Here is a 9,112-nt window from a genome sequence, read left to right on the forward strand (position 1 = left end):
GGCGCAGCGATCCTTGAATTGCCGGTCAATAAATGCTCTGGTCCAAGCGCCGGGACCGCATTGCCCTATTAAAGCTTAAAGCGCTTCATCAGTCGGCAGGGCAAAAAATGACTAGAGAGTCTGCCGGCTGAGCGGGAGTTAGCTACGATAAATGGATGGGCTGGCTTTTGAACAAAAAGCTTGTTTTTTATGCGCATTGAAAATACCAGTATCAGCTGTCATGGCCGGGATCATAAAACTTTGGCGTAACGGGGCTTGGCTGCGCTGAAGCCAGGCGGCATCGGACAGCTGCCGCAACCGGGGCGATTAGGCCGATGCCGGGTTAATCTCAGCCTCTGCGCCTGGCGCACGGGCGGGGTTGCCAGCGGCGACTGGGACAAAACCCTTGGGGGGCCTGCCTGCGCTTCAGGAAACCCGCCATGTGCCGGTAATGGCGTATTGCCGGTGACCATCAAAACTTCCCGGCCAAAGCATTTTAAGCGCGGGGTTAGAGTAGCCGTAATGCCTATTCCAGCTTAATCAAACGGCTTAAAAAAGGGATTTCATTGCTGTGGTCAGTACCTGCGTGACACTCCCCCTAAACGTCAAACACCCCCTTAATCTTTGTCATGTACAGAGTCTAAGCAGAAACCATTTATCAATGTCAACCTCAACCAGGCAGGCGGTTTTCAGGGCAGCCCTTCGGCTGGAACTGGATGCAAACTCTCAAAAACGCCAGCGTTTATGCCTCCAACTTTTCCGGACAGTAAGCCTGGCTAGTTTGAGCAGCGTCATGAGTTTGTGGTGTCAGCTCGGGTATCATCAGCCTTCAAATGGCCCCAGGATGGTCTTGCCTGCATCGGGAAGCTGTAGTGGTATCTTTGCCTAAATTCAGGAAATTGCCCGAATGCCCTGGCAAAGCAGTTATATGCGGGTGGAACTTATGAACGAACGATAACTACCGCTTCGAATAAGCGCTTGAAAAACAATAATCCTGAAATTAAACCGGGGGCTTCCGGGTGATAAGCAGGCCGGGCGTTTGGGGTGGCGACCTGCCCATATTCGAAGATGTAACGGTATTGTACTATACTTGTTTTTCTTTATTTAAATTTTTAAGAAAGGGGGACCCTTATAAAATAAAACTGCCCCCAGCTTAGCATAAGTCAACGTTTTTAACTCCATACATCATGGTATCAACCCCAATAACGTAACTAACGGTATGCCACTTTCTCAATTTAATCATCATATTGCCTTTTCCAGAAATATTGGCTGGATAACTCATCATGAACAAGACATACTTCAATCTAAACGCATTGCTATTGCCGGATTGGGTGGAGTCGGGGGTAATCATCTGATTGCCTTGACGCGGCTTGGTGTAGGAAAATTTAATATCTCTGATTTCGACCGGTTTGAACTACCAAACTTTAACCGACAGGCAGGCGCATCCATATCGCACCTGAATCGGCCGAAAGCCGATGTGATGGCGGAAATGGCACTCGACATCAATCCTGCGCTCGCTATCAATAAATTTCCAATAGGTGTAAATCCCGACAATCTCTCACAATTTTTAACCGATGTGGATGTCTATGTGGACGGCCTGGATTTTTTTGCCTTTTCCGTCCGGGAAGCAATTTTTGCTGCCTGCGCAGAACGGGGAATTCCGGCAATCACAGCCGCTCCTTTAGGCATGGGTGCCGCTTTGTTAAATTTCATGCCAGGTCAGATGACTTTTGAAGAGTACTTCCAGCTTCAAGGTAAGCAGGAAAGCGATAAAATTCTACATTTTTTGCTCGGCTTGTCGCCGGCTATGTTGCAGCATGGTTATCTAGTTGATATGAGCGCCGTCGATTTGCTCAATCACAAAGGCCCTTCGACGCCGATGGCCTGCGAAATCTGCGCCGGCTTCGCCGCCACTCAGGCTTTAAAAATTCTATTGCAGCGCGGGCCTGTTTTGGCTGCGCCCTGGGGCCTGCATTTTGATGCGTATAGAAACAAACTGGCGAAGACCTGGCGACCTTGGGGAAACCGCAATCCGTTGCAACGCCTCTTCATTGCGCTGGCAAAAAAACAATTTATGTCCAAAATTAATAACAAGGGGTAAGCGCCGTGGGAAAAGAACCGCAAACACTCATTGAAAAAATACTCGAAAATGCCCGGTGGGCGCCCAGCGGCGACAATATGCAAACCTGGCGTTTTGAAATTATCGATGCAAGTCACTTTGTCGTGCATGGTTACGATACGCGCGATCACTGCGTTTATGATTTGCAGGGACATGCCAGTCAATTAGCCATTGGCGCCTTGTTGGAAAGTATCGCCATTGCGGCTCGAGAATTCGGGCACCCAGCTGAATTCAGGCTGCGCGTAGATACTTCAGAAACCAAGCCAACGGTCGATGTTTTGTTAACCGAAAATATCGATATCGCCCCTGACCCGCTGTTTGCCTGTTTGCCAATCCGCAGCGTGCAGCGCCGCGTTTTAAAAACCACAGCACTTACTCCCGAACAAAAAACAGCACTGCAGCAAGCTGTGGGGGATTTTTACACGGTAAAGTGGATTGAGGGCTTTAAAGGACGCTGGCAAGCGGCCAGGTTAATGTACAAAAACGCCAAGCTACGCTTGACCTTACCGGAAGCCTTCCCCACCCACAGTACTGTCATAGAATGGGATGCGCGTTTTAGCGATGATAAAATTCCCGACCAGGCTGTAGGGCTGGATCCCATTGCCACAAAGCTGATGAAATGGGCCATGAAAAGCTGGGGGCGCGTCAGCTTTCTAAATACTTATTGTTTTGGCACTTTACTGCCGAGAATCGAGTTGGATTTACTTCCCGGAATTTGCTGCGCCGCGCATTTTGCGATAATCGCCAGGCACGAGCCTGAAACGATGCAGGACTTTCTCAATGCTGGCCGCGCATTGCAACGTTTTTGGCTAACAGCTACCCAACTTGGTTTACAAATGCAACCGGAAATGACGCCCTTGATTTTTTACGGTTATATTCAGAACCAGGTAGCATTTACCAGGCAAAGCACATTAGTAGTGTATGCTAAAAAGTTGGCACACTTGCTCGACAGTCTGGTAGGTGCTGAAAATACTGCTATGGCTGTTTTTATGGGCAGGATAGGACAAGGCCAAAAAGCGGCATCTCGCTCTCATCGCCTTGGGAGGGACCAATTAATTATAAAAAGCAGGGAAGAATATAAAGCAGGAGAGAATATAAGCACCTTATAGGAACTGGGTGTCAGGTTTTTTTACACCGTCTTGACCAATAGATAGCTGAATGGATAAAGAATATGCCGCCCTGACCTCCGGTCAAATAATTAAAAACCTGCCTGATCAGCCGGTTATTTTCGATTGGTATGTTATCAAATGGCACCTCGTTTTAAACTGGTTTTTTATACCGGCATTGCCGGTATCGCAATTCGTATAAGCTGACATCTTCATTTCATGATGGTAATGCTCTCGGAGCGAGCGATAACAGCGGTTATACGGCCTTGCTATTTTGTAAGGCAAAAAATCGGGAGCCATGAGATTCTGCTCCCGATCATAATCACGCTAAGGTGTGAAGGTTAAGATCTAGCTTTACGGCTCCGTCTGGCAAAACCCAGACCGGCCAATCCCAAGCCAAGCAGCGCCAGACTTTCCGGTTCAGGCACTTGTTGAGATCCAAAGCTGGCATTACCAGAACCGTTAATTGTGCCATCGGTAAAACTGCCAGGAGGCGGGGCCACGCCTACGATATTGGAATTGACGCCGTTAAAATCAGCTGTAGTTCCAGGATCGGCGAATGCCACGCCGCTGAAAAAGCCCCCTACTCTGGTGGCGTTTAATAATACGTCAAAATCACCGCCCGCTAACCCTGGAAACACATGGAAGCCGCCATTGTTGCCAATTAACGTTCCGTTTAATATGTTAAAGTCATCTGCGCCCAAACTGGCAACTGTTACAGACTCATCAGGGCCGCCTACAGCTGGAGTGGTGAGCTTTGTGTCTTGATTCGGATCTATATACATGGAGAAAGTAAAGCTGCTGAACGTGCCGTTTATTCCTCCTGCGGTATTGTTAGCGGTAGTGCCCAATCCGGAGAATAAGGCATAGATGCTATAGTCGGTGCCAAGCCCCGTGTTTTGGGCCGCTTGGCCGCCCAGTGATTCCCGGAAAGTGCCGAAAAACCCCCCGCCTGTTTCGTTGAAGCTGCTTACTGTTTGATCGGCTTCAGCATTGTAGCTGAAATCGATGTAACGTAAGTTGGTGGTTGAGTCTGCGCAAGTTGCCGACGCTGTGCATGCTCCCGCAGTAACGGGGTTAATGTTAAACGCGTCGTTTGAAAATGAAAAGCCTGGAATATGGCCAGCAAGCGCACCAGTGCTGCCCAGGGCTAGTCCCACCGCCGCTACCGTAGTAAGCAAAGGCATTTTAGGTTTGGTATGTAATTTCATAGTGTTTCCTCTGTAGTTAAGTACGAAAAGCTAAAATAATTTTGCTAAATGACAGGTATAAATTTTTCATACGTACAAATTGATATGCATGAGTTGCGCCAAAATATATAATTTATTTTAAAACAAGGGCTTGAATAATGATGTTAATTTTAATCTAAATGTCATTCCCTAAAGTGTAAAAAATTCTGACATAAATTAAAGGGCCTTCATTCACGCCTGTGGTCTCGATAATTGCGGAATTTTTTATTTCTTTCTATCAAATGGGATTAAGGCGCAATTGTCGACTATATATATCTGTAGCTGGACTGGTAAACCCGGCAGGGCAATATGATCAATAGGATTAAATTCGATTGATTTTGCTAAACAGCCAAAAATTTAAGGGATTAATTAACGACCGGCTATAGGCTCTAAACCAGGCAGTGCCATTAAAGCCTCAATTGGCTTTTTCCATCGATGAGTGGTTATTTGTTTTTGTCGGTATGGCTGTTTAGGAACGGCCAAATGGTCTAATAGGTGCCCTGCGTCGCACTGTGGACAGTAACTGTAAAACTTCTTGACACTCCATACGCAAGGCATGGGCAATATTGCCAATCCACTGTATTCCGGCTAACATAAGATCAAATTTTATACTCCCCGAGGGAGCCATTATTATGGCGCTTGCTCAAGAAGATCTGCAACAAATCCAGCACCTTATCGATCAGAGCCTGGCTGCGCATCCGGAATTTGCCAATGCCAATGTGCGTTATGAGCTGGATATCCGCGAGCGCATTGTTCGCGTTGAAGAAGAGCTCAAGCATCAGCGCGAGTTGATGATGCAGGGCTTTGAGAACAGCAACAAGCGTTTTGAAGAAATTCGCGCCGATATGAACAAGCGTTTTGAACAGGTGGACAAACGCCTGGAGCAAATGAGCATCGATACCAACAAGCGCTTTGAGCAGGTGGACAAGCGTTTTGAACAAGTGGACAAGCGCTTTGAACAGGTGGACAAGCGCTTTGAGCAAATCGATAAGCATTTAACCATCATCACCCATCGCCTGGACCGGTTCATGTTCTGGTCATTAGGCCTAACCATCTCTGCTGTCATCGCTATCATTAAACTGACTTGAAAAAAGTAAGGAAAAATCGCTACCCACATTTTTTCCTTGATACTCTATTGTGAGATAGCAATTAAAACCCGGCCTGTTTGGGGCTGGCTCATTATTGTCAGGATGAGTTCGGGCTTGAGATGAAAAACGCATCCACAACAGATAACTGTCAAATCAGGCTTGAAACCGATTGATGGATAAGCACTAATCGCCAGCTAAACAGATGTTATCCTACCGGGAATCACTCAGGATTGTTATGCTCGCTGTTCGGGTAAAAGCAATCTGGCTCAGACTGCGTTTGATTAATCTTCTCTTAAATTATTCAATAAACTGGCGGCGGCTTTTTTTTCGGAAAAGTCTTGTTCTGTTTTTACAGTGGCTTCGAGGATTTCAATGGCGTGTTTTTTGTTGTTATTGGCAGCATAAGCTTCTGCCAAATGAAACTGGATGTCATTGGCTTTGGGCGCCAGGCTGGCGGCTTTTTCAAGTATCGGCAAGCCTTCTTTTGGTTGATTTTGTTTAATAAGGATATAACCGTAGGTATCTAGAATTGCGGCTGACTCAGGAGCTTTCTCAAAAGCTTTTTTGGCTAATCCCAAAGCCTGCGGGTCATTTTGTTGTGAATAAAGAAAGGCCAGGTTATTCAAGGCAAGCACATTATCAGGCTGCTGGTCCAGTATCGCTTTATAATGACCTTCAGCTTGTTTATAGTCATTCTGCAGTTGATAGGCAGTAGCCAGTTTAAAATGGATAGCGCCGTTTTTGGGATTTTTTTCCAATGCGTTGTTGAGAAGGTTAATGGCGTCCGGCAGTTTCCCCTGGGCGTTCATTATGTCAGCCATAGTAAACAACACTTGGTCGATCGGCTGAATTTTATAGACTTGTTGATACATATCGATGGCATTATCGAGCTTTTTCTCTGCCCGATACACTTCACCTTTTAACAGCTTGCCCAATACCAGCTTTGGAAATTGAGTATCAATCCGGGTGGCTAATTCCAGGGCTTCCTGATTACGCTTCAGTTTAATTAAATAGGCGGTTTTAAATGCCAGAGCCTCCGGCTTATCAGCAGCTATTGCAGCTGTTTCGTCCAGTAATTTAAGTATATCCTTGTCTTTATCAGCATGCTCACTCCATAATTTGGCTAGTAATAAACGACTGTTAATATCCTGTTTTTCCCGGTTAATAATTTGAAGTAATGTGTCCTCGGCTGCCGGTTTTTTGTTATTGACAATTTGGGCTCCGGCAAGCAGAGATAAAGCGACGCTGTTATCGGGATAGCGTTTGACCAACTCTTCAGCTAAGGCCAGGATTTTTTCCGGTTGTTTCTGAATGGCGTAAAACTTGGCTAAATTGTTTATGACTTTTATTTCAGCGGTGAAATTTCCCTTTACCTTTTCATGGGCTTTTATTAAAACCTTTTCTACTTCAGTATTGTCTTTTTGCTTGTAAGCAATAGCCGCTAATAGGAAATAGGCGCTAATAGCTTTATCGTTAATAGCCAGCGACTTATTTACATATTCTTTGGCCTTAGAGGGTTGGCCGCTTTCCAAAGCCAATTGCGCCAAGCCAAGATGCGCGAGGATATTTTTCGGCTCCAGTTTAATAGCTTTTTCATAGTTTTGCCGGGCAGCGCTCATGTCTTTATTAAGAGTTTCCAGAAGCGCTTGTAAATTGTAGTACTCCGGTTCATTGGGATACTTTTTTAATAAGGCGGAAACCTTGGTCTGAGCTTCCTTAAGTTTGTTTTGTTTTACCAGCTCAAGCACTTCAAGGTAATTTTCCTTCTTGTTATTTATTTCAGCTTGCCTGAATGACTCAAGAATTGAAGGAGAATTCTCTGATTCATTATTCAGGGGGACAGCTAAATCAGGATTATTGAGGTTATTTGGCTGCGAATTTAACAGGTCATAGTTTGCAGCCATGACTATAGAACTGAAAGCCAGGATGCCTACGGTTATTCCCTTAACACAATGTTGTAGGGTTACTGTTTTATTTTTCATTAACTTACCTTTTAAATGTTAATTATCGGCCTAAGACAGCTGCCTTTATATCTATTCCCGGACACTAAGCCAATGCCCTTTATAAATAGAGATTTTAGAGCCAGTCAGCCTCAATAGTTTAAATAGTTTAACGGCTTTTCAATATATTGTTTTTTATCGTCAAGCCAGGTTTTTTGGCAAGGGTTTTTATGGTCGGGAGAATCTTTCAGATTATGCAGGCTTTATCCGATACCCTTCTTAAAATAAAAATCCTGATTTATAGTAGCTTATAAAATAACTTCATAATTTAACTAAACCTTACGGCCATTTTTAATAATTAAATTTGCCCCATCGCTTAAATAATTTAGGAAAACAACTGTCTATCAGACTGAGGCGATAGTTGATTAACTGGCTATGGTAGTCTATTAAGTTTATTGATTAGTGCATAAGGATATTACAGGCCACTAATTATCCTACAGGAATGATTTGAATGACTAAACGGAATGCCCTTTTTATTTCAAATAAAAAAAGCGGCAAAGCAGTTAATGAGCTCAATGGCGCCGTTAAGATTCTTAAAGATTCCAATTTTAACCTGATCGAACAAGAATCTGAAAGTCCTTCCCATACTAGTGATTTAATTCGACAAAATCGCGGCATAGTCGATACAGTTATCCTTGCAGGCGGTGATGGAACCATGAGCTCCGCAGCGGGGGCTCTCTCAGAATGCGGACTTGCTTTGGGTATTTTGCCAATGGGCACTGCCAATGACTTGGCCCGTACTTTGAAAATCCCCGAATCCCTGGAATCAGCCGCTACAATCATTGCCAATGGCCGCTTGCATGTCATAGATTTGGGCAAAGTCAACGATCGTTGCTTTATAAATGCTGCGCATATCGGGCTTGGCGTGAAAGTAAATAACACGCTGACCAAAGATATAAAAGCCCGGTGGGGGCGGTTCAGTTATGCAAGAAGCCTGATTGACGCATTTAAATCGATGCGGCCCTATCGTGCCGATGTGGTCTGCGATGGAGAAGGATTCAGTGTGCGCTCAATTCATATTACTGTTGCCAACGGCCGGTTTTACGGAGGAGGAATGGCTTTATCCACGGAAGCTTCATTCGATGACCATAAATTGAGAATTTTTAGTCTGGAACCGCAAAGCTTCTGGAATCTGTTAAGTCACTCAGTAGTAATGCTGGGCGGTCAATTAAAAGGCCGCGAAGGTGTTTGGCTTCGCAGCGGCGAGTTCATTAGAATACATACTTCCAGAACCCTGGATATATGGGCGGATGGTGAGTTTGTCTCTCAGACCCCGGCTTATTTTGATCTGCAGCCGAACAGCTTGCGGGTATACGTACCTGGCGATTATTTTACACAGGAGTAATCATGCAATGCTGAGAACTGAAAAACAGGTTGCACTTGATGCGATTATTAATTCAAGCCGCCGATCGATTGAACATTACCGATGGGTTGCAGATTCGAGCGCTGATGAATATCCCCGAATCTTAGAAGCTGTTTGGAAATTCATCTTTTCGCCCATAAGGTATCAATTTTGATTATGAAATAAATAGTATGAGCACAAAAAACGGAAAAAACGTTACCCGAGTAATTTGAGTGAGGGGGCATGGCG

8 protein-coding genes are annotated in these 9,112 nt (G+C 45.0%); 6 read left to right on the forward strand and 2 right to left on the reverse strand.

What is annotated here, in order from left to right:
• Nucleotides 1–255: 255 nt before the first annotated feature.
• From HUX64_RS06860 to HUX64_RS06875, 4 genes are all read left to right on the forward strand, one after another.
• Nucleotides 256–519: a hypothetical protein gene (locus tag HUX64_RS06860; protein ID WP_174625496.1), complete on the forward strand. Its 264-nt coding sequence runs from the start codon at nt 256–258 to the stop codon at nt 517–519.
• Between the two features lie 679 nt (nt 520–1,198).
• Entirely contained in the window at nt 1,199–2,080 is an 882-nt protein-coding gene (locus HUX64_RS06865; protein WP_174625497.1) for a ThiF family adenylyltransferase, read from the forward strand.
• A 5-nt stretch (nt 2,081–2,085) separates the two neighbouring features.
• Nucleotides 2,086–3,207: a nitroreductase family protein gene (locus tag HUX64_RS06870; RefSeq protein WP_174625498.1), complete on the forward strand. Its 1,122-nt coding sequence runs from the start codon at nt 2,086–2,088 to the stop codon at nt 3,205–3,207.
• 49 nt (nt 3,208–3,256) lie between these two features.
• On the forward strand, nt 3,257–3,406 hold the full coding sequence (locus HUX64_RS06875; protein WP_174625499.1) for a hypothetical protein: 150 nt from the start codon (nt 3,257–3,259) through the stop codon (nt 3,404–3,406).
• Nucleotides 3,407–3,545: 139 nt separating this feature from the next.
• Here the strand turns inward: HUX64_RS06875 and pepA are convergent, their stop codons facing one another.
• Nucleotides 3,546–4,415: a flocculation-associated PEP-CTERM protein PepA gene (gene pepA / locus HUX64_RS06880; protein ID WP_174625500.1), complete on the reverse strand. Its 870-nt coding sequence runs from the start codon at nt 4,413–4,415 to the stop codon at nt 3,546–3,548.
• A gap of 650 nt (nt 4,416–5,065) precedes the next feature.
• On the opposite strand from pepA, the gene HUX64_RS06885 reads away from it, so the two are divergent.
• Nucleotides 5,066–5,521 (forward strand): hypothetical protein, encoded by a 456-nt coding sequence (locus HUX64_RS06885; RefSeq protein ID WP_174625501.1) that lies wholly within the window; start codon nt 5,066–5,068, stop codon nt 5,519–5,521.
• Between the two features lie 281 nt (nt 5,522–5,802).
• Here HUX64_RS06885 and HUX64_RS06890 read toward each other — a convergent pair whose 3' ends face one another.
• A complete protein-coding gene (locus HUX64_RS06890; protein ID WP_174625502.1) occupies nt 5,803–7,503 on the reverse strand; it encodes a tetratricopeptide repeat protein in 1,701 nt (566 codons plus the stop codon).
• Nucleotides 7,504–7,972: 469 nt separating this feature from the next.
• Here HUX64_RS06890 and HUX64_RS06895 point away from each other — a divergent pair, with 469 nt between their 5' ends.
• A complete protein-coding gene (locus HUX64_RS06895) occupies nt 7,973–8,866 on the forward strand; it encodes a lipid kinase (protein WP_174625503.1) in 894 nt (297 codons plus the stop codon).
• The last annotated feature ends 246 nt before the right edge of the window (nt 8,867–9,112 follow it).

Origin of the sequence: Candidatus Methylobacter favarea (assembly GCF_902806695.1) — a bacterium.
Lineage (GTDB): Bacteria > Pseudomonadota > Gammaproteobacteria > Methylococcales > Methylomonadaceae > Methylobacter_B > Methylobacter_B favarea.

What these genes read in the sequence shown, in the direction of transcription:
- HUX64_RS06890 (WP_174625502.1), bottom strand. Translation starts at nt 7,503, where the DNA reads ATGAAAAATAAAACAGTAACCCTACAACATTGTGTTAAGGGAATAACC.
- HUX64_RS06895 (WP_174625503.1), top strand. Translation starts at nt 7,973, where the DNA reads ATGACTAAACGGAATGCCCTTTTTATTTCAAATAAAAAAAGCGGCAAA.
- HUX64_RS06875 (WP_174625499.1), top strand. Translation starts at nt 3,257, where the DNA reads ATGGATAAAGAATATGCCGCCCTGACCTCCGGTCAAATAATTAAAAAC.
- pepA (WP_174625500.1), bottom strand. Translation starts at nt 4,415, where the DNA reads ATGAAATTACATACCAAACCTAAAATGCCTTTGCTTACTACGGTAGCG.
- HUX64_RS06865 (WP_174625497.1), top strand. Translation starts at nt 1,199, where the DNA reads ATGCCACTTTCTCAATTTAATCATCATATTGCCTTTTCCAGAAATATT.
- HUX64_RS06885 (WP_174625501.1), top strand. Translation starts at nt 5,066, where the DNA reads ATGGCGCTTGCTCAAGAAGATCTGCAACAAATCCAGCACCTTATCGAT.